The sequence below is a fragment of the Parabacteroides sp. AF14-59 genome (assembly GCF_003479515.1).
In the GTDB taxonomy this organism is placed as follows: domain Bacteria; phylum Bacteroidota; class Bacteroidia; order Bacteroidales; family Tannerellaceae; genus Parabacteroides; species Parabacteroides faecis.
Genome location: NZ_QUHH01000002.1, coordinates 1 through 26,053, shown reverse-complemented (window position 1 = coordinate 26,053; position 26,053 = coordinate 1). Strand labels below are relative to the sequence as shown.

The following is a 26,053-nucleotide window of genomic DNA, read 5'->3' as shown; positions in this document are numbered from 1 at the left end:
ATGATCGCCGGGAATATTTGATATTTTATAAATAGATTTCTCCAAAGAACTCCGGACGATGGAAATCCGGCGTAGGAACGTTTATCGGACTCCAGCTTACGAAATGCGGGAATTCAGTATCGTCGGCGCATTTATAGAAGTTACCCAGGATTTTTTCCGGCAGGTTCTCAGGATCGAGACCCATTAGCTGGAATGGGATAGCGACTACCAATTCCCAGGAATATACGCCTTTCTTTTCTGCAAAAGGCTTATGTTCCAGTGTGGAATACCTACGGATGGTGGCATACTCGTCCGAGTTCAGCGATCTCTTGATATCGCGTGACTGGCGGCGTGCCGCATCGCAGGTGCCGATACAGTTAAATTCAAAATTCATGTAGTTGTGATCTTCTTCGGTTTTCATAAAAAACTCTACACAACTATCTGTATAAACTGGTGACCCGTCTGCGCTGTGCACAGCTTTCAGGGAATTTCCTTTCACGAAATAACGAATGTATAAATTCGTGTCTGTTCGTGCTATATCAAAGGCAACAATTGGTTTGTAAGGGTACTCTTCCCAATTGATCACATCAATATACTCTCGCTGGGCTTTGCTCTCCAGCAGATATCCTGCGGATGATAGATCCAGTACATCCAGCGTCACTAAATACGGTACTTTAAGCTTCTTCATGTTAATTATAGATTTGGAGCAACGGCAAATGGAAATATGAGGTAAGGAGCACAGATAATACTCCTACAATAGCCAAAACAATGATGACTGTCCCTACAATCCGATTCAATAACCATATTCCTCGTACATTAAACCATTTTTTTAATTTGGCAACTATATATGTGATACCGAACCACCACAAAACGGCACCTATACCAATGCATGCAATCCCTCCCAATAACATCCAAACAGAATGATCTGGTAACACAAACCCAAAACGTGCAAACAAGCCAATATATAGAAGCACGATTAAAACGTTGCTAAAGGTAAGAAGAAAAGCTGTAATAAAATCCTGTGTGAACGATAACTTTTTTTCACGTTGCTTTTTTAAGTTTTTTACAGGATTGGATTGGTATATATAGTAACCGAAAAGTCCGAGAACGATGCTTCCCATCAGTTGGAGCGGTGCCTGATTGGCTTCGACGAAGTTGACAACAACTCCCATTCCCAGGCAGGTAAGAGCGGCATATATGACATCCGATAAGGCTGCTCCCAGGCCGGTAACGAACCCGTGCCAACGTCCTTTATTTAATGTTCTTTGTATACACAGCATACCGATCGGACCCATAGGGGCTGATACAAGTACGCCTATCACAATTCCTTTACTAATAAGTCCCAGCATTATCTTTTATTTTCTGCCCAATTGCCCACAAAGATAGTGTCTATTCCCTGATAAAAAAAGGTAAAAACATAAAAATGGTCTGGAACAAAAGTCCCAGACCGTTGATTCTTAATTCAAATAGGTTATTCAATTTATTTTGGTTTGACGGTGTTGTTACGAACACCTTTTAGAATACCCTGCAACTGATAAACGACTTCCGGACGTTTTTCTGACAAATTCTCCTGTTCGCCTACCTGGGTCATATCGTATAACTGAGGTGTTTTGGAATAACCTGTCTCGATCTTGGGTCCCCAGGGTACCATTTTCGGTCCGTCGCTGGTCTCGATATACTTCCAGTCTTTTGTGCGGACCGATAGCGTATGGTCGGAAGCCTGTTCGATCACCCATGGGCGGTCGGCATTGTCTGTGCCCAGTAAGGTTCCCAGGTAATTGTAACTGTCGGGGGCAGCGCCTTTGGGAAGAACAGATCCTGTTAATGCAGCCAGTGAAGCGAACCAGTCGACCTGTGACATTAAAGCATCGGATACTTTTCCTTTTTTTATTTCTTTCGGCCAGCTGATAATGGCGGGAATACGTGTTCCTGCTTCGAACGCACTGTATTTTCCTCCGCGTAACGGGCCGCCCGGTTTGTGATCACCCAGCAGTTCTTCTGCCTGGTCTGCATAACCGTCATCCACTACCGGACCATTGTCGCTGGAGAGGATGATCAATGTATTTTCTCTTAATCCCAATCTTTCCAGTTCGTCCAGTATCTGTCCGACACTCCAGTCGAACTGCACGATCGCATCTCCTCTGAGTCCCATCGGGTTTTTCCCTCTGAAACGTTCGTGAGGAAAACGGGGAACGTGCACGTCGTTTGTGGCGAAGTACATAAAGAAAGGTTTGTCCTTGTTTGCCTTGATAAAGTCGAGGGCATGTGTCGTGATGGAGTCTGCCAGGTTTTCATCTTTCCACAAAGCCTTGCCGCCGCCTTTCATATAACCGATACGTCCGATACCATTGACGATTGCCATGTCGTGGCCGTGGCTGTGTTTCAGATTATACAGCAGTTCCGGATGGTCTTTGCCCAACGGTTCGCCTTCAAAAGGTTTCTGATAACTGACTTCGATAGGTGCCGACGGGTCGTAGTTGGCTACTTTACCGTTTTCAATGAAGACACAGGGTACACGGTCGGCTGTGGCGGCCATGATATAGGAATAATCGAATCCGAGATCTGCCAACGCTGCGGGCAGAGGTGCATTCCAGTCCTGTTCGCCTGTTTTATCACCCAGTCCCAGATGCCATTTGCCTAAAGCTGCGGTTGTATACCCTGCACTTTTGAACATGTCTGCGATGGTATATCTTTCCGGGCGGATGATCATTCCGGCATTTCCTGCAGCAATATCTGTTCCCGGCCTGCGCCATGCATACTCTCCGGTAAGCAGTGAATAACGGGATGGTGTGCTGGTCGCTGCTGTTGCGTGGGTATTCGTAAAGCGAATGCCGCTGTTAGCCAGTTTGTTGACGTTGGGTGTCTGTACTCGTGTTGCACCGTAACATTCCAGGTCGCCATAACCCAGGTCGTCGGCATAAATGAAAATGACATTCGGCGTTTTTGTCTCTTTTGCCTTTTGAGCATGAGAGGCGGTCGGGGAGACAAGGAATGCTCCCAGTCCGAAACCGATTAGTACGTTTGATTTCATGATATTTTTAGTTTATATTAGTTTATGATAGTTCGGGAGTTAAAGGTCTGCATTTTTTTTCTAGTAGCCTTGTTTTATACCGTGTTTTTAACGGATATTGTCTACTTTTTTAAAATGGCAGAACTTATTTCGCATTGAATTTTAGGATGATGAATCCTGGGGTCATTGTATCGTTCTCCATATTCTTTTAAGTTGGAGGCTAATTGGGAAACGATCTCTTTATAAGCCGGGTCAAAATAACAATTAAACAATTCGTCCGGGTCTTTTTTTAGATCGGTCAGCCAGGGAACATCTGAACTATATTCCGAATAAGTTAGTTTATAATCAGGTGTTACGGCAGATATCCACATAGTACGTTTGGCTGTAGCCGATTCATCCCAATCACTTTTTAATTTAGGTGTTGTAGCTCTCATAAAAACAATATCATTGTATTTTTCAGGGAGTTTATTACCTTTCCATAATGGGGACAAGTCCCGGCCGTCATATTGGTCGGAAGGCTGGATCTGGCAAAAACTAAGTAGAGAAGGAGTAAAATCAACTACAGACATGACATTATCGACTCTGATTCCTTGTCGCATTCCCGCCGGGTAACTGATAATGAACGGGACACGGGCTGAATCGTCTAATGGGACACCTTTGTTGATCAATCCGTGTTGCCGACACAAGTCTCCGTGATCAGATGTGAAAACAATAATTGTATTATCAAGAACACCTTTCTCTTTTAGAGTACTTAATATTCGTCCTATATTATCGTCAATGCATTTAATCATGCCGAAGTATTGAGCCATATCTTCGGGCTGGTCTGCCGGGAGATTATCCCCGTGTGACCATGCAGGTCGACTGGTTGTATCGGCGGTAGCAGTTACTGGTTCCTTGAACTTTATGTGACTGTACTTCGTGTCGTAGGGCGGTCTTACAAGATTCGCACTATGCGGATCCGGAAAACAAATCATGCAACAGAACGGCCCGTCTTTTTGTTGGTTTATGAAATCAATGGCCCGTGTAGCAATAAAGTCAGTAGTGAATGTCTTTTCATCTGTTGTTTTCACATCTGCATTTGTTCTGAACACGGGTCCTTCTTCCGCTTCTTCTATCTTTTTCCAATGGCCACGATTATACATATAATAATTGTCGGAAAAGCCGAAGTCACGTTTGGGATGCCATTCCGGTCTTCCTTTTCCATTGAGATGTAATTTCCCGAAGTACCCGGTTGCGTAGCCGTTATCCCGTAAGGATTCTCCAAAGGTGGCCGTCTTTTCAGACAGGACCATGTCGTTTGTCCATACTCCGTTGTTCTGTGGATAAAATCCGGTCATGAAAGAGGCCCGACTGGGGGAACTAACTGGGGTTGTGGCATAGCAGCGTGTAAATAATACTCCACGGTGTGCCAGATAATCTATATTGGGTGTTTCCACAATGGCTTCTTCTCCCCATGGGAAAGCTTGTTCATTTTGCAGGCATTCCCGATAACAACCTAAAGTACGAAAGTTCTGTTCATCTGTATGAATGATGACAATGTTGGGTTGCTGTGTTTGGGAATAACTTCCGGAAGCAACAATAGATAATAATGATACAGGCAGGATTGCTTTATTTATTTTATGATTCATGATATGGTTGTTCAGGTAATATTTAATCAAAAGCGGAAAAGAAAACAGAGATACCGGAATTATAAGTAACCGGTATCTCTGTAAAGTTATTTAACCGACTATCTCAAGTTGGGATTGATATTCTTTTCAGATAGTGGAATAGGCCAACGTTCTTGTCCGGCTTTAAAATTACGTTTGTCAACGTACCAACGGTTATACGGATCAGGCTGTCCATCTTTCTTTTTCATTAACTCTTGATTGGAGATGTAAAATGGTGAACCATAAATATCCTGATTTAAGCGTTCTTCAGCGATTCCCCAGCGGAATAAATCCCAAAGGCGAAGTCCTTCAAAAGCAAATTCGATCATACGCTCTTTCTGAATAATTTTTAATAATTTATCCGGATTGGTTTCCGTTATCTTTGGCATACCTACGCGTCCCCGAACTGCGTTGATTGTTTGGTCAAGTAGAGTTTGGTTGATTGGTGTCCCGGCTTCCATCTCGGCTTCCAGGTACATCATTAATACGTCAGCATAACGTGCTAAAGGAACATTGTTTCCATATTGGCTTTTATCCCCGTTCCAGCTTTCATCAAAGTATTTACGTAAAAGGAAACCTGTTTGAGTTGTTTGTCCCGGGCCGATCTTGTCGGCTGCCGTTGTTTCAGGATTGCAGCTGTAAACTGTTCCGCGGAAGGTCGAACCATCGTAAATAAGTGTATAATCCAAACGGGGATCACGATTTTCTCCAAAGTTGTTTTTGTTGAAACGTGGGTCATCATAGCTGAAAGGTGTTCCATCCAGAAAGTCATAGGCTTCAAATAGAATGCTGGATCCATTCACCAAACACCATCCTCCGTCTTTTATCGGATAAGCATGTTGAGGTAGTCCGTGTCCGGCTAAGTCATCGACAAACTGTGTCGCGAAAATATGTTCAGAGCTATTTATTGCACTGGGATAAAACAATTTCTGATAGTCGGTATCTAATTTGTTATCTCCCCAATCGATGATTTGCTTACATGCCACAGCAGCTTCCTTGTAATTTTTCGCAACCAGATGTGTCCGTGCCAAATAAACCAATGCAGCCTGTGCCGTTGCGCGTCCGCGTTCCGAGGATGGTAAATCTTTATGGCGGGGCAGGAGATTAGCAACTTCTGTTAATTCGTCAATTGCATATTGAAGAACCTCTGCACGCGGTGACTTTAAAACAGTATTGGCTTCATCCAAGGTCAGGACTGTTTTAATTAGCGGAACATCATAGTAATAGGAAGCCAGGTAAAAATATTGTACTGCCCGGATAAAGCGAGCTTCCGCTTTCATACGTTCCATTTCCGGATTATCAGATTCGAGCGTATTGATTCCTTCAATGAATCGGGTACATGCACTGATACGGCGGTAAGGTTTCTGATACAAGTCTTTTACCCATCCGTTATTTTCATTGATTTGTCCGGATGTCAGTTTCCCGAGATTATTATTGAATCCGCGGCGGTCGTATCCCATATCGCTGACACCATCTATTAGTATTTTTGCACTATAGGCCCACCAATCGGAGGCATTGTAGTCTACTCCATAGGTGATACCTCCGCGGTATAAACCGATAAGTGCAAGTTTTGTATTTTCTTCTTTATCGAAGAAAGTATCTTCGCTGAAATTTGTCAGCGGATAACGGTCCAACTCGCAAGAGGTTAAAGATGCAATAGCAACCAAGACCATTATTGATTTCTTTATAATTGATTTCATACTTTTCAGAATTTAAGATTCAAACCAAATGTATAGTTTGCCAATACCGGATAGAATCGGTCATCGGCATTGATTTCCGGATCCCAACCATCCGGATAGCTATGGAATGTGAACGGGTTCTCTGTTGCTACATAGAAACGTACATTCTGGATGAAAGTGTTCTTTAAGATTGATTTGGGTAAAGTATATCCTAACTGAATGTTCTTTACACGTAGGTAAGAGGCGTTGCGAATCCAGAAATCAGATTGTTGCGTATTAATTCCAGTTGCATTTCCCAGGTTTGCTATACGTGGGTATTTCGGATAACGTGTCGGGTTTTCCGGATCGAAGGCTTCTTTCATCTGCCATTTTTGGATATTTCCTTCACTCCACAAAGCCCAGCCTGAAAAACCGTTTAACAGTCCGTTGACACCTGCTACTCCTTGTAAGAAGATGTTCAGGTCAAAACCTTTGTAAGCCGCATTTAATGAAAGACCGAATGTATATTTGGGTATTTTTGAACCTAGATAAACGCGGTCATAAGTCGCATCGACTTTTCCGTCGGGAACACCGTCGGGTCCTGAAATATCTTTGTATCGGATATCACCTGGTTTGGTATTGGCTTTATTTGCTCCCATGGCGGACTGGTCTGTGTGTGCAAAATAATCGTCTATATCCTGTTGGTTCAGAAATACTCCATCTGTCTGATATCCGTAGTACATATCGATTGGATAACCGATAAATAGATTGGAACCGTTACCTACCATTCCGTTTGCTTGTTCTACATTACCAAGTCCTAACGTTTCAACCTTATTTTTGATGATTGAGAAGTTGCCGTTGATACTATAGCTGAATTCACCTATATTATTTCTATGTCCTACTTCAAATTCCCAGCCCCGGTTGGAGGCTTCTCCGGTATTAACCTCACTCATTTGTAGTCCGAAAGCAGATGAGGCGCTTGCGTTTGGTTTGAATAAGATATCATAAGTATATCTGTAGAAGTAAGAAATATTGGCGGTCAGTAAACCATTCCAGAGCACAGATTCGAAACCACCGTCTATCGTACGGGTCGTTTCCCATTTAAGCCGTGGATCCGTATAGGTTTTCAAAGCGGCTCCCTGCTGTATCGTACCTCCCAGTGGATAATTGAAGTCATTCCCTAATTCATAGACTGACTGATAAGCATAATTACCAATATTATTATTCCCCAGAATACCAGCGGATGCTTTTAGTTTGAGGTTATTAATAAAGTTCAATTTCTCATTTTCTTTAAAAAAGTTTTCTTCTGAAATTCTCCAACCTATAGCGGCTGAAGGAAAGAATGCATAACGCGAATTTGAAGGAAAACGTGATGAACCGTCGTAACGCATTGTCACTTCACCTAGATAGCGTTCTGCGTAGTTGTATTGTGCACGTCCGAAGAAAGACTGGATGACCCAGTCGTAACCTCCGCCTTTATTGGTCTGGTTATCCGGTGAACCTACTGTCAGGAACGGGTACTCATTGCTGGGGAAATTATCCCGACGGCCTTCCAGATCGCGGGCCGATTCTTCTTCCCACGAATAGCCGGCCAGGATACCTAGATTATGTACTTTGTTGAATGTTTTTGAATAGTCAACTGTGGCCTGAAATGATTTATAGTCAGTGTTGGTATTCTTTTCTTCTAAATAAGAGGGACCTAAAACACTGGTGGCTCCGTTGATTGTGACGGGTAAAGTGGCACGGAACTTTTTGTCTTGTGCATTCGTGAAATTGTAAGCACCGATAGCGGAGAACTTCAACCCTTCTATCGGGGTATACTCCAGGCGTACATTCGAGTTGATTCTCATGGTCGGCTTTTCCTGAAATGATTCGGATGCCAGCCATGCTTTAGGTGTTCCGAAGTTTTTAACACCCGGTCCCCATGAACCATCGCTTAATACTGAAGGACGGAATCCTGGAAAACGTAATCCCTGACTGATCAGTGACATCATTCCGTAACCACCGTCTATGGCACCGGCTGTGCCTGGTTCTTTGGTTTGAGCTTTATCACCTCGTAAGCGAATAGTTAATTTCAGTTTGTCAGATAAATTGGACGTAAGATTGACACGGGCTGTGTAGCGTGAATAGTTGTTGCCCGGTACAATACCGTTCTGGCTTAAATAACCGAAAGATGCAAAATACTGGCTTCGGTCGTTGCCTCCGTTCAAAGACAAATCGTGTCCTGTTTGTAAACCGTTTCCGGAGAAAATGTCGTCTACGAATTTTTCATTGGCCCATAAGTCGGGCATACTTCCCGTACGCATAGCATTGATTTCCTCATCAGTGAAACGGGTAACTCCTTCAGCCTGATTCAGCAAGCGCGCGTAATCCCAACTGTCTACATACTTTGGAAGAGCGGTTGCCCGGTTAAAACCTACGTAACCATTATAGGAAACAGAGACTTTCGATTCTTTTCCCATTTTAGTTGTGACCAATACTACTCCATTTGCTGCGCGTGATCCGTAAATGGCGGCAGTTGATGCGTCTTTTAATATGGAAATACTTTCAATATCATTCGGGTTTATATCCGTCATATTTCCTGGTATTCCATCTATAAGGATTAGAGCATCGGCTTTTTTGGCATCATTGTCGCTACTGAAAGAGCCGACACCACGCACACGTATCGTTCCGGTATTCTCACCCGGACGTCCGCCCGCTTGTGTGATCGTAACACCTGGCATCTGGCCGGTAAGGGCTGAAACGACTGACGAAGTGGCACGGTTTTCCAGTTGTTTGGAATCAACAGAAGCGATAGAACCGATCACATTCACCTTTTTTGATGTACCATATCCAACAACCACAACTTCATCGAGTGCCTGCGAATCTTCGATAAGCTGGATTGAATAATTGTCTTTTCCGTCTACACGGATATCCTTGGATAAGTATCCGATGTAAGAAATTTGTAAAGTATTACCCAGAGAAGCCTCAATAGAAAATTTGCCTTCCAGATCGGTGATTGTTCCATTGGTTGTACCTTTCACAACAACGTTTGCACCAATAACAGGTAGACCGCTGGGATCAGTAATGATGCCCTGGATTTTCTGAGTGGACTGTTGTTTTTGCTGTAGCTGTACCGGAACAATAATAATATGTTTCCCTTCAATCCGATAGGTAAAACTACTGTTTTCTAGTAGCTCTGTTATAACAGAGGACAGGATTTTATCATTAAAATCCTGATTGATAATTCTATTAACATCTAATTTTGTTTGATTATAAGCAATACTCAACCCTGTTTGTTTTTCAATATTTTCGAATACGCTTAACAGTGTCTTGTTTTTTGCAACAATTGATATTCGTTGGTTCTGCCCCCAACCCGAGTTAAATGTGAATAGGCTTAATAGTGTAAATATTAACAATTTACGTAATTTTAAGAGTCCGTATGTACTCTTATAGTAGTTTAATTTCATACTTTTGTACATTAAATCAATGAATACTAAATTTAAGATCTCTACAGTTTTAAATGGATTGTTGATTTCGGGGGTTGGAGAAGGTGTCGCAATTTTTTCCAGTCCCTTTTTTTGTTATTTTACTCCTTTCTTTTTTAGTGAATAAATAGTTATTGTATCATCATCTGTTTCATAAGTTAATCCATTGACAGTCATTGTCAGAATTTTCATGACTGTATCAATGTCTTCATTCTGGCGGAATTTTATAGTGTATAAATCCGGGGTAAACAAGCGGGGATTTATAATGAAGTCAACGGCATATTTTCGCTGGATTGTAGTCAGAATCTCTTTTAGAGGCATATTTATAAAATTGAGTTCACCTTTTATCCAGGCAGAATAATTGGCTGCATTGATAGTTCTTTTTTCGAATATGCCTGTTTTGTAATTATATTCCAGTTGTTCGTTTGGTGATAAGATGAAAGAGTTTTCATCATCTTCGATTTTATTTACTTTGATGCTTCCGTTTTCGAGTGTCGCAATGATTTTATCACTCTCCGAGTAAGCTTGTACATTGAATTTTGTACCAAGTGCCTCAACCCTTAGAGAACTTGTCTTTACAATAAAAGGATGCTTTTTGTCCTTTTTTACCGTGAAGTTTGCTTCTCCTGCCAGATGCAGGGTACGAGTGTTTCCTTTGAATTCTTTTGGATAGATTAATATACTCCCTGAATTGATGTTTACTATGGAACCGTCGGGGAGGGTTAACTCCTGTTTCTCTCCTTCCGGTACGAAACATTGTATTAGTTCCGGATTATATGTGTTATGTTTAACATACAGATAGGAACCGATTACCGATAATAAAGGAATAATAAGTATTGCTGCTATTCTCGATAGTTTGTATGTCAGTCTATATTGTTTATGTGAGGATTTATTTTGTTTGATCTTTTCCTGAGTAGCTTTCAGTGAAAGATAAGTATTTGCATCTGTTTTTGCCGGATATTCATTCCATATAGACAGGAGTGCTTTTTCTTTTTCTTCTTGATTGGATGAATTAACCAGCCATTGCCATATCTTGATCCGAAGTTCCGAATCGAATGTATGGGAAACCAGGTTATATAGTATTTTATATGTTTTTGATGTGTGCATATTATTGCCGTTTTATATAAGAGACGTAAGGGAGATGGAACACACAGTCAGAATGTGATTTTTTATAAAAAAAGATGCTGGAAGATGTTTTGACACACCTTCCAGCTTGTAAGGGTTTTGTTTAATGTGATCCTTGTTTTTGTATCTTTTTCAGGATTTGCTGCAATTTGAAAACAATTTCAGGATGTAGAGATGCTTTATTGGTTTGTTCTGTAGATTCTTTCATATCATATAACTGGGGTTCCGTTGAATAGCCGGTTTCAATATTTGTTACTCTGGCTACTTTAACAGGATTGAAACTGGTTTCTATATATTTCCAGTCTTTTGTCCGGATGGAAAGTGTATGGTCAGAGGCTTGTTCGATTACCCATGGTCGGTCCGTATTGTCTTTCCCAAACCAATTAGATAGCATATCGAAGCTATCTGATGCAGATCCTTTAGGTAGTATTGCATGTATGAGAGTTGCAAAAGATGCAAACCAGTCGATCTGGGAAACTAAAACATCTGAAATTTTTCCTTTTTCTACAATAGCTGGGTAGCTTACAATTGCAGGAATGCGTGTGCCACCTTCGAAGGCACTATATTTCCCTCCGCGTAATGGGCCGGCAGGCTTATGATTACCTACTAATTCTTGAGCCTGGTCGGCGTAGCCGTCATCGAGGACGGGACCGTTGTCACTTGAAAGAATGATCATTGTGTTTTGGGTCAATCCTAATTTATCCAATTCTTCCATCAACTGTCCGACACACCAGTCGAACTGTACAATTGCATCTCCTCTTAGGCCCATCGGGTTTTTACCTCTGAAACGGTCATGCGGGAAACGGGGTACATGTACATCGTTCGTTGCAAAATAGAGAAAAAACGGATTGTTTTTATTTTCCCGGATGAAGTTTAGTGCATGTGTCGTTATTGAATCGGCTATGTTTTCATCTTTCCAAAGAGCTTTGCCTCCTCCTTTCATGTATCCTATACGTCCAATACCGTTTATGATAGCCATATCATGCCCGTTACTGTGTTTCAGATTATACAACAGTTCAGGATGGTTTTTGCCGAGTGGCTCTCCTTCAAATGGTTTTTGATAACTTACTTCAATGGGAGCGGAAGGATCATAGTTGGCTACTTTTCCATTTTCGATAAATACGCAGGGGACCCGATCGGCAGTAGCTGCCATGATATAGGAGTAGTCGAATCCGATATCTCCTAAAGCAGTAGGCAAGGGGGCGTTCCAATCCTGTTCGCCGCTTTTATCCCCTAAACCGAGATGCCATTTCCCGATAGCTGCTGTTGTATATCCGGAGTTTTTGAACATGTCTGCCATCGTATATTGTTCGGGACGAATGATCATACCGGCATTTCCAGCTGCGATATCTGTTCCTTTTTTTCTCCAGGCATATTCTCCGGTAAGCATAGAATAGCGAGAGGGAGTGCTGGTCGCTGCTGTGGCATGCGCATTGGTAAAACGAATCCCGTTTTGTGCCAGGCGGTTGATATTAGGCGTGGCGGCTCCTGACCCTCCATAACATTCCAGATCACCATAACCCAAATCGTCTGCATATATAAGTATGACGTTAGGTGTCGGCTTCACTTCTTCACTGTTTTTTTGTTGCGAAAGGGATGGAACGGGGAGAAATATACTTCCGATACCTAATCCGATCAATATATCTTTCTTTTTTATTGTCATATCAGTATAATATTTGTGTAGTGTTAAAGTATGAATTTAGGATTCTCTGGTGAAGTTGTGGATGTATACATTAATTCATAGAACTTCTTAACAATATCTGGATGCTTATCGGCAACATCATGTAATTCCTGCAGGTCGTTTTCCAGATCGTACAGTTCCATTCTTGTATTTCCCTTGCGGATATCGGTAATAATCCCTTTCCAGTTTCCCATGCGAATCGCTTTATTTCCGATTTTTGGATCGGGATATTCCCAATACAAATATTCGTGTTGTTTTTGTTTGTCTTTTTTATCGAGTAGCGTCGGTAGGAAGCTGATCCCGTCAGTTGGAGGACATTCGATAGAAATAATATCGGCCAGTGTCGGCATAACGTCCTGGAATGCACATATATGATCGGATTCTGTCCCCGCTTTGATCTTGCCCGGCCAGAATACGATAGCCGGAACACGTATCCCTCCTTCGTGAAGGAAAGATTTCCCCCACCCGTATTCTGATTTGAATAGTCCGCCACTATTGAACCAAGGGGAATCGGTTCCTCCGTCGGAGGCAGGTCCATTATCAGATGTGAAAAAGATAAGTGTGTTTTCGTATATTCCTTCTTGTTTTAATTTCTCAACGAGTTTTCCTATTTGTTCGTCAAAATAGCTGATCATGGCGGCATAGGTTGCATGTGGATAACGGCATGGCATGTATCCTTTATCTCCGATATAAGGTTCTTCATTTCCAAATTTTTCCACATAGTGTTTTACCCAGCGCTCCGGAGCTTGTAGGGATACATGTGGGATCGGGGTTGTCCAAAGTAGAAAAAACGGTTGATCTTTATTGTCATCGACAAACTGTATCATTTCATCAAAAATAAGATCGTTTGCATATTCATCCTGAGTGAATTTTTTGTAGCTGGCCTCGTCGTAGGGGTCTGCTCCTTCATCCAGTTTAGTCTGGTGGGGGTCACGTACCTGATTACTAAGGTATACCCGTTGATCATTTTTATACAAAAAAGGAGGATAGTAGGTATGTGCTTGTCGTTGACAATTATATCCATAGAACCGGTCAATACCCTGTTTGTTCGGAACTCCTTCTGAGCCGGGATAACCCAGTCCCCATTTCCCGAAACACCCCGTTGTATATCCTGCATTTTGCATCATACGTCCGATTGTCATGGTTCCGGCTTTCAAAGGATATTGTCCTTCCAATTCGGGATGTATGAACATCGAATCATGGCTGCTGACCGCTCCTCGTGACGACATAGGGTCATTTGCTCTGATCTGTGCGTGTCCGGAATGTAATCCGGTTGTCAACACACATCGTGACGGAGCGGAGACCGGCGAGCCACTATAATGCTGCGTTAATTTGATACCGTTGTCTTTCAATCGGTCGATATTGGGTGTCTCAATTTTTTCCTGACCGTAACATTGCAGGTCACCATACCCCATATCGTCCATCAATATGTATATGACATTAGGCTTACTTTTTTCTTTTTGACAGGAAGATAAACTTGCTGCACAAAGTATCCCAACCAATAAAGTTGTCTTTTTCATGTTTTATTAGTGCTTTAAATCGATGATTACTAAATTTATGATCTCTGTTATTAAATTCAAATATAGATTTCGGGAGTCCTGAAAAGGTGTCGCTGTTTTTCCGGTCCCTTTTTTACATGTTCTTATTTCCTCCGTATTTTATTTATTAAGATACGTGAGAAAGAGTTTGCACACGGTTTGAGATGAGCTTTTTTTAAAAGAAGATGAGAATGAAGAATCCGATCAGTTTACGGATGTCGGCTAATGCCAGTGTAAGATGATTTTCTACCGTCCGTTTACTGATCACAAGCCGTTCGGCGATTTCGTCGTTGGATAATCCTTCCATACGGCTCATTTTATAAATCTGCTTTCGTTGGGACGGCATTTTTTCGACGGCAACAGAAATGAGATATTCCAGTTCTTTTGCATATATTTCTTCTTCAATAGTTTCATTGTTGGCGGATGAAAATGAGGAACGTTCGGCTTGTTGTTGCTGATAATCCCTGAATAACAGAGACCGCTCGATATGGCGGAAAACAGTATTTTTAGCCATACGGAACAGATAAGCGTTCAGATTTTCAATGCCGGTTAATCGGTCTTTGTTTTGCCACATCGAAACGAAAATATCTTGTGAAATATCCTCTGCCTCTTCCTCGTTTTGCAGAATCCCGCTAATGAATCCTTTTATCCGTGGAAAGTAATGCAGGAACAATGACTCGAATGCCTGTTCATCCCCCTTGCTAACAGCCTCTATGTATCCCTTTTCGGTGGCAGAATCCATTAATAGATAGATTTAATATCTCTTTGTTATTGGATACAAATATACAGATCGTTTGTTATTAAAAAGAAAAAGTTTGATTAAAACTGCATTTTATGATACGTAGTTCGTTAATCGGACATCATTCCGACAGGAACAGAATTCCATATCGGAATGATCTCTTTTACTAGAATCTGAACTTCGGATTTTCCGGAACAGTGCCGGACTCGATCATCCATTTATTCATCTTTCCGACGATGTCCGGATGTTCGGCGGCAACATCATGAAGCTCCTGTAAATCGTTCTCCAGATCAAAGAGTTGCATGGTAGTGTTTCCTTTCCGGATATTAGTGATGATCCCTTTCCATTTTCCCCATCGTATGGCTTTATTCCCGATAACCGGATCCGGATATTCCCAGTATAGGTATTCATGCTCCTTTTGTTTGGAGGACTTTCCTAATAAGGTTGGCAGGAAACTGATACCGTCGGTCGGAGGACATTCGATAGAGACAATTTCGGCTAAAGTAGGCATGACGTCCTGGAATGCACAGATATGGTCGGACTCTGTTCCGGCTTTGATCTTTCCCGGCCAGGAGACGATAGCCGGTATGCGTATTCCTCCTTCATGGAGAAAACATTTCCCCCATCCGTATTCCGATTTGAATAATCCTCCGCTGTTGAACCAGGGTGAATCGGAACCTCCGTTGAATGTCGGACCGTTATCTGAAGTGAAAATGATCAGGGTATTTTCATATAGTCCCTCTTTTTTCAACTTCTCTACCAGTTTGCCGACCTGTTCGTCGAAATAACTGATCATAGCTGCATAAGTAGCATGCGGATACCTGCAAGGCATATATCCTTTGTTTCCGGTATAAGGTTCTTCATCCCCGAATTTGTTGACATAATATTTTACCCAATGTTCGGGTGCCTGCAACGAGACGTGTGGGAGTGGAGTGGTCCAGAGCAGGAAGAATGGTTGTTCTTTATTCTGGTCTACAAATTGGATCATTTCGTCAAAGATGAGATCGTTGGCATATTCGTTCTGCGTGTATTTCTTATAACTTGCTTCGTCATAGGGATCTGCTCCTTCGTCGAGTTTGGTCAGATGTGGATCACGTACCTGATTGTCGAGATAAACCCGTTCATCGTTTTTCCAGAGAAAGGCCGGGTAATACGTATGTGCCTGTCTTTGGCAATTATAACCATAAAACTGGTCGATCCCCTGTTTGCCTGGAACACCTTCCGAGCCAGGATATCCCAATCCCCATTTCCCGAAGCATCCGGTGGTATATCCTGCATTTTGCATCATCCGCCCGATCGTCATTGTTCCGGCTTTCAGAGGAAATTGTCCTTCCAGTTCCGGATGGACATACATGGAGTCGTGGCTGTTGACCGCTCCCCGAGATGCCAGTTCATCGTTGGCTCTGATCTGCGTGTGTCCTGAGTGTAAGCCGGTCATCAACACACATCGGGCCGGAGCGGAGACCGGCGAACCCGTGTAATGTTGTGTCAGTTTGATGCCATTGTTTCTCAAACGATCTATATTCGGTGTCTCTATCTTTTGCTGGCCGTAACATTGCAGATCGCCATAGCCCATATCATCCATCAATATATAGATGATGTTAGGGCGGCTTTCTTTTTTCTGACAGGAAGATAAACCTGTTATGCAGATCAGGCCTGCCAATAATTTTATACTTTTCATTTTCTTCTGTTTTTAGTTAATCCCAACTGAAATCGCTGGTAATTTCTTCTTTTAATCCGGGTCCGAAAAGATATCCCTGTTTTTCAAACCAGCCTTTTTGGCTTTTTACCTTTTCGTAGAATACTTCAAAAGTTTCCGGTTCGTTCCGGTTCCACATCTGTTCGGCTATAGCCAGGATACGGGGAAATAGTCTCTTGTCAATCATATGTTCCCTGACCCCATGATCGGTCCATAAAGCACAGCTCATTCCTAATAAACAGGAATTCTTATCTTTTATATAGGAGGGATTAGCTGTATATACATCCTTTATATCGAAAGTTCTCTGTTCTTCGTATCCATTCCAGGGAGTAAGCGGAAAGTTCAGGTACGTATAGTAATTGGTTCCGCAAATAACGGGAAGATCTCTTTTGACTGCTTCCCGGAGCGCTTTATCTTTGTGTCCTCTCCAGTTCCACCAATGGATAACCGTATTGTCGGGCAACGGATATCCGTCATGGTAAACGACATCTCCCCAAAAGACCGCTTTTCTGCCTTTGGCCTTCAGATAATCGGCCATTGTTGCGGCAAACCAGAGCTGGAGGTCATGACTGTCTTTCAGACCGTACTGTTTGATGCGTTGCCGGCAGTCAGGACAAATGTCCCAATTGCCTTTAGGTGCCTCGTCGCCTCCTAAATGAATATATGTGGAAGGGAAGAGTTCACAGACCTCATCGAGAACGTTCTTCAGGAAGTCCAGTGTATGTGTTTTACCTGCACAAAAGATATTTTTTGTAAAACCGTTTTCCGGAACTTCTATCGTATCGCCAAAGCAACCTAATTCAGGATAGGCGACCAATGCCGCTTCGGCATGTCCCGGCATATCGATTTCCGGGATGATGGTAATGCAGCGCCCGGCAGCATAGTTGACGACTTCTTTTATTTCTTCCTGTGAATAGAAACCTTGCTGTTCAGGGCCTTTCCCTACAAAAGCTCCTGTTTGTGTGAGGCGCGGATATCGTTTGATCTCGATACGCCATCCGAGTCCCTCCGTCAGATGCCAGTGGAAATAGTTCATTTTCAGCATGGCGGCCATGTCGATGTACTTCTTTATAGTCGATACTTTCTGATACTGGCGGCCGGAATCCAGTAGAAAGCTCCGGAAACCAATCCGCGGACTGTCTTCTATTTTCAGGCAGGGGAAGATCAAAGTCCCGTTTTGCCCGGAAGCCAGTTGTCGTAGTGATTGCATAGCATAAAAGAAACCTTCATTTCCGGCTGCCCGGATCTCGATATAATCAGGTGTAATCTGTAACCGATAGGCCTCGGTTACGAGGCTGGTGTCCGTGATCATCCGGATATCGGCCTCTGCTTTACCGTTGACTTGGTTTAGTTCGGATGTTCTCAACAATTCGTTTTGCAGGTACTCCAGACAATCCGGTTTTGTTCCACCGATAAACAGGTTCATTTGTTTTTTTGTCTGAAACTCTCCATCGCTTTGTACGATCTTCTCCGGAGAAGGAATGATCGTCTGTGCCGGTAGACACAACGTGTGAAGCATAAGAATGATGACAATTACATATTTCATAACATACGGATAAAGTAAAGCTGCCTGACAAATTGTTTTTTCATACTTATCAGACAGCTTTGTTAGTATTTTAGATCTTATAAATTATTCCCAACCCGGATTCTGTTTGATATTCGGGTTTAATACCATCTGATTTAAAGGAATCGGATAAAGATAGTAATATTCCGGCCAAAGTTTGCCGGGTGCCGGATGAAATTCCAGATAACCTTCTTCCGCACCTCCGTCGATAGTAACAGCCGTACCATCCGGGAAATCGGATTTCCGGACATATTGCCCGAGCTTTTTCTTCATGGCATACTGGCATTTTTTCCATCTTCTGAGATCGTCGAAACGGAAGTTCTCGGCAAATAGCTCGATACGTCTTTCGCGGCGGACTTCCCACAGGAGCGGCGATACGGCATAATCTCCGCTGTAACTGGCATTGCCCAGATCCCTTTTCGGGTCGAAGCTTTCGTTTATTTGCGAAACGACCATCGGAGAAACGTTTGTTCTTGAACGTATTTTATTGATCGTCATATCGGCTGTCGCCTGGGTAAATTCTCCCAGCTCGACCATTGCCTCGGCATAATTCAACATAACTTCTTCCACCCGGAAGATCGGCATATCCGTTTCTTCGTTCCTCTGTGAACCCATGCTCAGGTAGGTATTGAAATATTTCCAGTTATTATATCCGAAAGCAGATTTGTACCAGGGTTGACCATTCAGATAAAAATCAAAATGCGGATTTTCTCCTAAAATACCTCCGTCGTATCCCTGGCGGAAAGGTAATGTTTTCTGACGTTCTGCCGGGACGATCATATTGATACTGTCAATGAAACTCCTGTCCTTCGGGTTGTCTGTGAATTTCCATTTGTTATCCCAGGCAGTGGTCGATTCCGAACGATCGACTACGTAAGGAGGTGTGACATGTAACCAGAGACGATGATCCCTGTTACTGAATTCATTGTATATATCTTTATCACCGAGATACATCGGACTGTTCCAACGGGGTTTTCCATCTGAACATAAATAACTGTCTACCATGTCTCTGGTCACGTTATAGAATGATTGTGCCGTAGTTCCCCCGATACTGGTGGCATGTACTACACCCGCTTCGTTCGAATAAGCTTTGTACAGGATAATTCCAGGTATACCGTTTAACGACAGAGAGTTGAACAAATCGTCATAGTTGCTGTGTATGTTCGGATATACTTTCAATACCTCTTCGGAAGCCCGTTTACATTCACGCAGGAATTTATCGGCTTCCTGAAGGGCGTGATATTTTCGCCAGGTTCCTTCAAACAAACAGAAACGGGATAGTAATGTCTGCACCACTACCCGATTGATCGTATTGGCTCCGTCGCCGTTCTGATTGATATGCTGTTCGGCATACTGCAGGTCTTCCAGAATATGGTTCGCTATTACATCGCGTGATTCTCTCGCACCGTAAATGATATCCGTTTCATCGTCCGCCAACACATGATCCACCCAGGGCACACCACCGTAGGCAGATAGTAACGTCATGTAACGATAGGAGCGGAAGAAGTAACCGACACTGCGCCAGTGTTCTCTTTCCGTTTCACTCATTTCCGAGCTCTCGATATGATCCAGCATCAGGTTTACCCGGCGTATGAACGAATATTGTGCCCAGGGCGTATTGGTTGTATTGGAAGGAGGTACGACGATCCCTCTGATCCAATCCGTTTCTCCCGAACCGCGTGTGGAGTTATAGGATATATTATCCGTGTTGGTTTCTCCATAGCTGAGTGCCGGGAACGTTTCATACAAGCCCCATGCATATGTTTTGAAATTGTCGTATGACTTGAATACGGTTTCTGCCGTAGGATTCCCCAGCGGATATCTTTCCAGGAAGTCGTTGTTCATGCAACCTGAAAATCCGAGAATAAGGAGTAATCCGAATATTATTTTGAATGTTTTCATAATCGTACCGTTTATTTTAGAAAGTAACATTTATACCCAGTGAATACTTTTTCATGAAAGGATATTCCCAGGCTCCTTTAGAAAGCATATCCGATTCCAGACCTTCGGGCAGATGGTCCCAGGTATGCAGGTTCTCGCCGCTGACGAATACCCGGATATTGTCCATATAGATCCTCTGGCAGAAGCTTTTCGGAAGTGTATAAGACAAAGTGATATTCTGTATTTTCAGATACGCTGCGTTCGCCAGATATTTGGTCTGCACCTTTCTGTTGAATGATGTATTGGTCTGGTCCTGCGAATAGACTCTGGGAAAATATGCATCCGTGTTTTCCGGTGTCCAGAAGTCGAGTGTTTCCTTGAACAGACTTCCCCAGCCGCCGGTAGGCCATGCCATCTGGTCTGTACGCCAGTAATCCCGTTTGCCTACTCCGCGTAGAAAGATGGATAAGTCGAAACCTTTGTATGTTACACCGGCTGTAATGCCATATTGGTAACGGGGCGTGTTGTTTCCGATGATACGCTGGTCTCCGGGATTGTAAACCGTATTTTCTCCCTGGAAGATATATTCGGTATCTTCATCGAAGTTCTTATAAAGGATATCTCCCGGATACACTTTCCCGGCTCCTTTGAACATCGGGATACCCGGTTTGAGGGTTCCGTCGGCATTGAAATCGTCTTCCGTATAGAAACGGTCGGTGACGTATCCCCATATTTCTCCCAACTTCATGCCTTTGCGGTAGATGTTCGATCCGATAAGTCCCGCTTCATTATCGTACTTTGTGATTTCCGATTGTGAGTCATACAGATTGAAACCTACCCGGTAACCTACCTGTCCGATTTGGTCACGCCAGTTGATCTTCAGTTCCCATCCATACGTTTTCAGGTCTGCTGCATTTTGCTTTGCTGCGCTGGCGCCGACAACTCCCGGTAGTTCCATTCCCGGAGCCAACATTCCTTTGGTATCGCGGCGATACCAGTCGAAAGTCGTATTCAGTTTATTGTCGAACAGATCCAGGTCGAAGCCGAAATCGAGCGTATATACCTTTTCCCAACCGAAACTGCTGCTGACCATAGCGGGTGCTCCCAGTGTCGTGATCTTCTGTCCGTCTACCAGCCAGCTGGAGAGATAAACGTTCATATCCGGGATATACGGATAGTTGTCTGGCGTATTATCGGATTTCAGGATAACCTGGTTACCGATAGACCCCCAGGATGCTCTCAGCTTCAGGTTGGAAAGATAACTGTTCATCCCTTGCATGAAACTTTCTTCCGAAACCCTCCAACCGGCAGAGAAAGAGGGGAAGAAACCGAAACGGCTGTTTTTGGGGAAACGCGAAGTCCCGTCATAACGTCCGTTGGCTTCGAACAGGTATTTTCCGGCATAACTGTAGTTGACCCGGTAAAATAATCCGCGAATAGCGAATTCTTCGAACGCATCGCTGGTTATTGGTGTTCCGGTCGATAAAGACAATGACGGAAGCGAACCGACTACAACGTCTGTCCGGTATGAATACTGGGATTCGGTATGGCTTGATTCCTGATTGTATCCGCCCATCAGGGAGATATCGTGTTTACCGAATGTCATATCATAATTTGCGAATAAGTTGACGGCATTATAATCCGTGTATTTGGAGGTAACTGCATAACTGGAATTTTCCGTGCTGTTCAGTACCCCGGTAAAGTTCAATCCGATATACTGATATTTATTCTTATAGAACTTGTTTTGCGAGGACGTACGGTTATATGTATATTCCCCGGTAATGCGTAAGCCTTTTAAGGGCGTCAGTATAACGCGTCCCAATACACGGAGATCGTTTTGTTTGATCTTACGCGGTTCGCCGTAGCGGATATAAGTGGCTGGTGACTCCGGGGCATATGTAATCCCGTCCTGCTCATAATCTTCGTTGTTCTGATAGGAGGGCAGATTCATTGCTGCCACCCATACGGTATTACGTCCTCCGGCTTCCACTTTGTTCTGCTTCGAGTTGCCATATTTCAGGTCGAGTTGTGTTGTCAGCCATGAGTTGACATCTACGCCCATGAATGTAGACAGGTTGAGTCGGTCGTAACTGTCTTTGTCGGTGATCAGAATACCGTCTTCCCCGGTGTAACCGACACCGATACGATAAACCGTTTTCTCGCTACCGCCGGATACGGACATGCTGTGGTTCTGCATAAAACCGAAATTGTCGGTCATATCATCGAACATGTTCCGTTCCTTCATCAGGAAAAGATTCCCTTTTTCATCGAAGATATATCCTTTCGGGTATTTGCCGGGATCGCTCATGTAATCGCGGATATATCCTTCCCATTGAGTAATATTCTTGCCGTCCACATAAGTGTCGTTTGGCCAGCCCATTTCCTTATAAGCCAGGACCGATTCCAGCGGACTTGCCTTTTGGGGCAGTTCCAACGCTTTGGAGAAAGATATATTATTGTTGTAATTGAATTTCGGGGCAGAGTCTTTTTTCCCTTGTTTGGTTGTGATCAGAATTACCCCGAATGCCGCTCTCGCCCCGTAGATGGCTGCGGATGCTGCATCTTTCAATATGGATACCGACTCGATCTCTTGTGGGTCGATCATATTGATATCCATAGGAACGTTGTTCACCAGTACGAGCGGAGTACCTCCGTTGATGGAAGTCGTACCACGGATATTATAGCTCATCGCATCGCCGGGTGTTCCGGTCTCCGAACCGATCTGTAATCCCGGTGTGGCTCCTTGCAAGGCTGCCGTGACATTGGCTATCGGACGGTCGCCCAGTGTTTCGGACAGATTGACGGAGGCAACGGCACCGGTCAGGTTTACTTTCTTTTGGGTACCGAAACCGACTACTACGACTTCGTCTATCAGTTGCGAATCTTCCTTGAGTGTGACCGTCAGTTCTTTCTGTCCTTTCAGATGGATCTCCTGTGAAATGTATCCGATGAACGAGACAGTCAGCACAGCATTCTGGGGTGCGTCAATCGTGAATTTGCCATCCAGATCGGTAATCGTCCCGCTATTGGTTTTCTTATCTATCACGTTGGCTCCGATAATGGGCAGTCCGGTTTCATCAAGTACTTTTCCGGTGATTTTCCCTTCCTGCTGAGGCTTATCGGCAAGCAGGACAATTTTATAATTCTCTATCCTGTAATTGTTGGACGATAGTAACTGGTTCAGAACTTCTTTGATACTGGCATCTTTGGCATTCAGGCTGACCTGCCGGTTCATGTCGATGTCCGAATTATTGTAGAAAAAGACGAACGGTGTCTTTTCTTCAATCGTTTTAATTGCTTCGCTGAGCTTTACACCGGATAATTCCAGGCTTATTTTAGTGTTTTGTGCATAGGTGCTTACTGCATAAAGCTGGAAGAAGCAAAAGCTTATAAGTAATAGTATTAGCTTCATTTTTCTAAATGAATTAATGTTAAGAAAGGAGATAACATTCCTTCCCGTGGAAATTTTTTTCATACATTTGTACTGTTTTAAATTTAACTTATTGTTCTCATTTCTAAGTTTAGAGAACAGTTTGTTTCACATTACCAGGCAGATGTTACCAGCATTTGCCTGGACTGTTTTTATACTTCCCTGTTTGTTTACTTCATAGGCATTTCATTTTTATTGATTCATATTATTTTTTAGGCTTCACATAGATTATATCGTCTTTGATAGAATAACGGATCGGAACGATCATTTCCAATAGCTTGAATATCTCATCGGGAGACTCTTTCCGGATGGTCAGCGACAGGCGTTGATCGACCGGAGTACCTTGCTGGCAGACCAGTTCCATACCGTACCATAACTTTATCTTATGCAAAACGACGGACAATTTCTCATCCTGACAGATCAGTTTGTCATTGATCCATAAGATGTATTCGGATGCATCTACTTGTTTTATTTGATGAACTCCTGTCTGTTTGTCGACAGTCAGCCGTTGATCCGGTTTCAGAAGGATCGCATCAGGATTGCCGGGCAGGTGTATCTCAACTTTTCCGGTAAGCAGGGTTGTCTCGCTATTGGTCTTGTTCGGATAATCTTTTACATCGAAACTGGTTCCCAGTACATTGACGGTCATCTGGTTGGTCTCCACATAAAAAGGAGCCTTTTCGTCTCTTTTTACTTCAAAGTATCCTTCACCTTCCAGCTTCACCTTTCTGTATTTATCGGAGAATTTTTCCGGATAAACCAGTTTGCTGTTTGCATTCAGCCAGGCGATACTTCCGTCGGGCAGCGTGACCGATCCTTTGCTGTCTTTCCCCATAATAGCCTGGTTTATAACAACAGCTTCTTTCTCTCTATATACGATATCCGGTGTCTGCCTGCCGATAAAATATCCGCCTGCAGAACATGCCAGGATGAGGGCGACTGAAGCTGCGATACGTAATAAAGGACGTAACCGGTAGCTGGTCTGCCTTTTTTTCTTTTCATATTGTTGTACGTTCTCTTTGAACTGCCGGAAAGCATTTTCGGAATACTCTGCCGTTTGTGGCGGAATGTTCCCGGAAGCCAGCCAGATATCCCGCAGGCCGGAGAATGTTTTTTTATTCCCTTCGCTTTCCCGTAGCCAGTCGAGTAGCTGTTTTTTTTCTTCCGTACTCGCCGTTTGTTGTAAATATTTTAATATGATGTTTTCCATCCGCTCTGTGTATCCCTGTTATTTCTGTAATACTCTTCTTCTTATACCTATCACAAAACAAAACCGGTTATCCCTACCTCGATGATGAAAAAAAAGCCTATTTTTACAGAAATATTTTTGAATAGGGGATCGTTGAATGCAAACCATAGGTAGAAATCAGTATGATAAGGAGGAAAACGGATTAGGAGAATTGATGCTGTTCCAGGAGCTTTTCGAACGTTATTTTCGTTCTTTGGTGACTTATGCTTACAGATATGTAAACGATTGGAATGTAAGTGAGGATATTGTCCAGGATGTTTTCATGGCTTTATGGGTTAACCGGAACGAGATCGATTTTGAGGAACCGGTAAAGCCTTATCTGTATCGTGCTACTTACAACCGGTCGATCAATCATCTTAATTCTGTGCTGGTTCAGCGCCGTGTCGACCATACCGATAATCTGGATGAACTGATCGACTACGAGATCCTTTCCTATAACCAGCATGATAATCTGCTTTTGAAAGAGATAGAAGAGGAAATATCTTCTTTTGTCAAGACGCTTCCGGAGCAACGAAAGAAAGTATTCTTGTTAAGCCGTGAAGAAAATATGAAGAATAAGGAAATTGCATTCCTCTTGAATATCAGTGAAAAGACCGTAGAGAAACATATAACTAAAGCCTTGTCCGATATCCGTACCCATCTGACACAAACCGGGCTGATGTCCGGACTGATTTACTTCTTGCTGAACCAGAACTGATTGTATCTTACCGCAGGAAAGCTTTATAATTCGGGCTAAATGCCATATTTATGCTGCAATTGTCTTGTAGTTAAATAATAAAGCGTATTTTTGTTAAAACGATATGCACTATGGATAAAGACTTTGATTACAATTTACTGCCGTATAAGTTTGCTCATTGTATGAACAGACAATGCAAACAAGCTGATAGGTGTCTTCGTAGCAGGGCAGCCCAGCATATACCGATTGAGCGTAAGACTGTTACCTTTGTTAATCCTGCACAAACGAGTCCTGCCAATGAAGATTGTCCCTACTTTAAGGCCGACCAATTGGAACAATTTGCTTTGGGTATGACAAATTTGCTGGCGTATATTCCACATAATGATGCAATAGCCATCAAACAAGAGATGTTAACCTATTTCGGACGAACACATTTTTACCGGCTTTGGCGTAAAGAGCGTCTTTTTACTCCCGAGCAACAGGAGTATATCCGGCAATTGTTCCTTCAAAGAGGTCTTCAGGAAGCTCCCGTATTCGATGAATATGTTGAGCAATATGAGTGGTAAAAGTATATAAGCCAGATTTTGTTTCTCCCTAATGAAACAGTTGTTTCTCCATAGTGGAACAAGTGTTTCATTAGTATGAAACAATATTTGTTTGTAGTTTAACGATTTTAGTTGACTACTTTCTGTCCAATCTATAAAAAGGGTT

General features: G+C 43.0%; 16 protein-coding genes and 1 pseudogene. 2 read left to right on the top strand and 15 right to left on the bottom strand.

The features are described 5' to 3' along the window. Positions 1-25: 25 nt before the first annotated feature. The 15 genes and pseudogenes from DWW23_RS02370 to DWW23_RS02300 all read right to left on the bottom strand — a co-directional run bounded on the left by DWW23_RS02370 (position 26) and on the right by DWW23_RS02300 (position 24,627). Positions 26-667 (bottom strand): carbohydrate-binding family 9-like protein, encoded by a 642-nt coding sequence (locus DWW23_RS02370; RefSeq protein ID WP_122351700.1) that lies wholly within the window; start codon positions 665-667, stop codon positions 26-28. Position 668: 1 nt separating this feature from the next. Beyond that, complete coding sequence (locus DWW23_RS02365) at positions 669-1,328, bottom strand: LysE family translocator (RefSeq protein WP_122351699.1); 660 nt, start codon at positions 1,326-1,328, stop codon at positions 669-671. Between the two features lie 131 nt (positions 1,329-1,459). Further along, a pseudogene (locus DWW23_RS02360) lies at positions 1,460-2,926 on the bottom strand (arylsulfatase); the annotation flags it as partial. A 185-nt stretch (positions 2,927-3,111) separates the two neighbouring features. Then, a complete protein-coding gene (locus DWW23_RS02355; RefSeq protein ID WP_122351697.1) occupies positions 3,112-4,617 on the bottom strand; it encodes a sulfatase-like hydrolase/transferase in 1,506 nt (501 codons plus the stop codon). A gap of 98 nt (positions 4,618-4,715) precedes the next feature. After that, on the bottom strand, positions 4,716-6,335 hold the full coding sequence (locus DWW23_RS02350) for a RagB/SusD family nutrient uptake outer membrane protein (RefSeq protein ID WP_233564245.1): 1,620 nt from the start codon (positions 6,333-6,335) through the stop codon (positions 4,716-4,718). 5 nt (positions 6,336-6,340) lie between these two features. Beyond that, entirely contained in the window at positions 6,341-9,754 is a 3,414-nt protein-coding gene (locus tag DWW23_RS02345) for a TonB-dependent receptor (RefSeq protein ID WP_122351695.1), read from the bottom strand. 102 nt (positions 9,755-9,856) lie between these two features. After that, positions 9,857-10,867, bottom strand: coding sequence for a FecR family protein (locus DWW23_RS02340; protein ID WP_122351694.1), 1,011 nt, complete (start codon positions 10,865-10,867; stop codon positions 9,857-9,859). Positions 10,868-10,988: 121 nt separating this feature from the next. Then, positions 10,989-12,548 carry a sulfatase-like hydrolase/transferase gene (locus tag DWW23_RS02335; RefSeq protein ID WP_122351693.1) on the bottom strand — a complete coding sequence of 520 codons (1,560 nt, stop codon included), beginning with the start codon at positions 12,546-12,548 and terminating at the stop codon, positions 10,989-10,991. Between the two features lie 23 nt (positions 12,549-12,571). After that, positions 12,572-14,086 (bottom strand): arylsulfatase, encoded by a 1,515-nt coding sequence (locus tag DWW23_RS02330; protein WP_122351692.1) that lies wholly within the window; start codon positions 14,084-14,086, stop codon positions 12,572-12,574. A 193-nt stretch (positions 14,087-14,279) separates the two neighbouring features. Then, on the bottom strand, positions 14,280-14,846 hold the full coding sequence (locus DWW23_RS02325) for an RNA polymerase sigma-70 factor (RefSeq protein WP_122351691.1): 567 nt from the start codon (positions 14,844-14,846) through the stop codon (positions 14,280-14,282). Positions 14,847-15,009: 163 nt separating this feature from the next. After that, positions 15,010-16,524 carry an arylsulfatase gene (locus DWW23_RS02320; RefSeq protein WP_122351690.1) on the bottom strand — a complete coding sequence of 505 codons (1,515 nt, stop codon included), beginning with the start codon at positions 16,522-16,524 and terminating at the stop codon, positions 15,010-15,012. Positions 16,525-16,540: 16 nt separating this feature from the next. Next, positions 16,541-18,088 carry a beta-N-acetylhexosaminidase gene (locus tag DWW23_RS02315; RefSeq protein WP_122351689.1) on the bottom strand — a complete coding sequence of 516 codons (1,548 nt, stop codon included), beginning with the start codon at positions 18,086-18,088 and terminating at the stop codon, positions 16,541-16,543. 84 nt (positions 18,089-18,172) lie between these two features. Then, positions 18,173-20,008 (bottom strand): RagB/SusD family nutrient uptake outer membrane protein, encoded by a 1,836-nt coding sequence (locus tag DWW23_RS02310; protein WP_122352001.1) that lies wholly within the window; start codon positions 20,006-20,008, stop codon positions 18,173-18,175. Positions 20,009-20,024: 16 nt separating this feature from the next. After that, a complete protein-coding gene (locus tag DWW23_RS02305; protein WP_122351688.1) occupies positions 20,025-23,462 on the bottom strand; it encodes a TonB-dependent receptor in 3,438 nt (1,145 codons plus the stop codon). Between the two features lie 160 nt (positions 23,463-23,622). Next, complete coding sequence (locus DWW23_RS02300; protein WP_122351687.1) at positions 23,623-24,627, bottom strand: FecR family protein; 1,005 nt, start codon at positions 24,625-24,627, stop codon at positions 23,623-23,625. Between the two features lie 136 nt (positions 24,628-24,763). Here DWW23_RS02300 and DWW23_RS02295 point away from each other — a divergent pair, with 136 nt between their 5' ends. Continuing rightward, positions 24,764-25,363, top strand: coding sequence for an RNA polymerase sigma-70 factor (locus DWW23_RS02295; protein ID WP_122351686.1), 600 nt, complete (start codon positions 24,764-24,766; stop codon positions 25,361-25,363). A gap of 110 nt (positions 25,364-25,473) precedes the next feature. Then, positions 25,474-25,908: a DUF6078 family protein gene (locus DWW23_RS02290; RefSeq protein WP_122351685.1), complete on the top strand. Its 435-nt coding sequence runs from the start codon at positions 25,474-25,476 to the stop codon at positions 25,906-25,908. Positions 25,909-26,053: the final 145 nt, after the last annotated feature.

What these genes read in the sequence shown, in the direction of transcription:
- DWW23_RS02370 (WP_122351700.1), bottom strand. Translation starts at nt 667, where the DNA reads ATGAAGAAGCTTAAAGTACCGTATTTAGTGACGCTGGATGTACTGGAT.
- DWW23_RS02365 (WP_122351699.1), bottom strand. Translation starts at nt 1,328, where the DNA reads ATGCTGGGACTTATTAGTAAAGGAATTGTGATAGGCGTACTTGTATCA.
- DWW23_RS02355 (WP_122351697.1), bottom strand. Translation starts at nt 4,617, where the DNA reads ATGAATCATAAAATAAATAAAGCAATCCTGCCTGTATCATTATTATCT.
- DWW23_RS02350 (WP_233564245.1), bottom strand. Translation starts at nt 6,335, where the DNA reads ATGAAATCAATTATAAAGAAATCAATAATGGTCTTGGTTGCTATTGCA.
- DWW23_RS02345 (WP_122351695.1), bottom strand. Translation starts at nt 9,754, where the DNA reads ATGTACAAAAGTATGAAATTAAACTACTATAAGAGTACATACGGACTC.
- DWW23_RS02340 (WP_122351694.1), bottom strand. Translation starts at nt 10,867, where the DNA reads ATGCACACATCAAAAACATATAAAATACTATATAACCTGGTTTCCCAT.
- DWW23_RS02335 (WP_122351693.1), bottom strand. Translation starts at nt 12,548, where the DNA reads ATGACAATAAAAAAGAAAGATATATTGATCGGATTAGGTATCGGAAGT.
- DWW23_RS02330 (WP_122351692.1), bottom strand. Translation starts at nt 14,086, where the DNA reads ATGAAAAAGACAACTTTATTGGTTGGGATACTTTGTGCAGCAAGTTTA.
- DWW23_RS02325 (WP_122351691.1), bottom strand. Translation starts at nt 14,846, where the DNA reads ATGGATTCTGCCACCGAAAAGGGATACATAGAGGCTGTTAGCAAGGGG.
- DWW23_RS02320 (WP_122351690.1), bottom strand. Translation starts at nt 16,524, where the DNA reads ATGAAAAGTATAAAATTATTGGCAGGCCTGATCTGCATAACAGGTTTA.
- DWW23_RS02315 (WP_122351689.1), bottom strand. Translation starts at nt 18,088, where the DNA reads ATGAAATATGTAATTGTCATCATTCTTATGCTTCACACGTTGTGTCTA.
- DWW23_RS02310 (WP_122352001.1), bottom strand. Translation starts at nt 20,008, where the DNA reads ATGAAAACATTCAAAATAATATTCGGATTACTCCTTATTCTCGGATTT.
- DWW23_RS02305 (WP_122351688.1), bottom strand. Translation starts at nt 23,462, where the DNA reads ATGAAAAAAATTTCCACGGGAAGGAATGTTATCTCCTTTCTTAACATT.
- DWW23_RS02300 (WP_122351687.1), bottom strand. Translation starts at nt 24,627, where the DNA reads ATGGAAAACATCATATTAAAATATTTACAACAAACGGCGAGTACGGAA.
- DWW23_RS02295 (WP_122351686.1), top strand. Translation starts at nt 24,764, where the DNA reads ATGCAAACCATAGGTAGAAATCAGTATGATAAGGAGGAAAACGGATTA.
- DWW23_RS02290 (WP_122351685.1), top strand. Translation starts at nt 25,474, where the DNA reads ATGGATAAAGACTTTGATTACAATTTACTGCCGTATAAGTTTGCTCAT.